General features: G+C 49.9%; 1 CRISPR repeat array.

Annotation, left to right across the window (positions count from 1 at the left end):
* Positions 1-69: 69 nt before the first annotated feature.
* A CRISPR array of direct repeats spans positions 70-624; the repeat unit is 37 nt; unit sequence AGTTTCCATTAATTCCACTTCCCCGAAGGGAAGCGAC.
* Positions 625-707: the final 83 nt, after the last annotated feature.

Here is a 707-nt window from a genome sequence, read left to right on the forward strand (position 1 = left end):
TCCATTAATTCCACTTCCCCGAAGGGAAGCGACCCGAATGGCACAATCAAGCCTGCTTAGTCAACAGACAGTTTCCATTAATTCCACTTCCCCGAAGGGAAGCGACTGGGTGGATGACGAGTTATACTTCTTTGCAACTAAGTTTCCATTAATTCCACTTCCCCGAAGGGAAGCGACGAGAACAAGGAGGTCAGAATGTGAGCAAACCGAACTGAGTTTCCATTAATTCCACTTCCCCGAAGGGAAGCGACCTATTCTATGAGCTTTGAACGTCCGATCACCAAGAAGAGTTTCCATTAATTCCACTTCCCCGAAGGGAAGCGACCTTGCCAATCCTCAATGAAGAAGAACTAAAACACGTAAGTCAATGTTTCCATTAATTCCACTTCCCCGAAGGGAAGCGACCCTAAGAACCCCTGCCCAGTCTGTGGGCGAGTAAAAGGTTTCCATTAATTCCACTTCCCCGAAGGGAAGCGACCCTGGGCGCTGGGTTATAACCTGGTAGTCAACTAGCGAGTTTCCATTAATTCCACTTCCCCGAAGGGAAGCGACTGCTTTCCGGATCGTCCAACACTCCCCCAGCTTCCAGTTTCCATTAATTCCACTTCCCCGAAGGGAAGCGACCCCCCGATTATAACCCTTACCCAGAGCGGGATCCAGGGGCCTAGATCGACAGGGTCTCGTTTTCGGCTGCAATTTCCCCTTGT

The sequence above is a fragment of the Synechococcus sp. W55.1 genome, assembly GCF_047461655.1.
GTDB lineage: Bacteria > Cyanobacteriota > Cyanobacteriia > Thermostichales > Thermostichaceae > Thermostichus.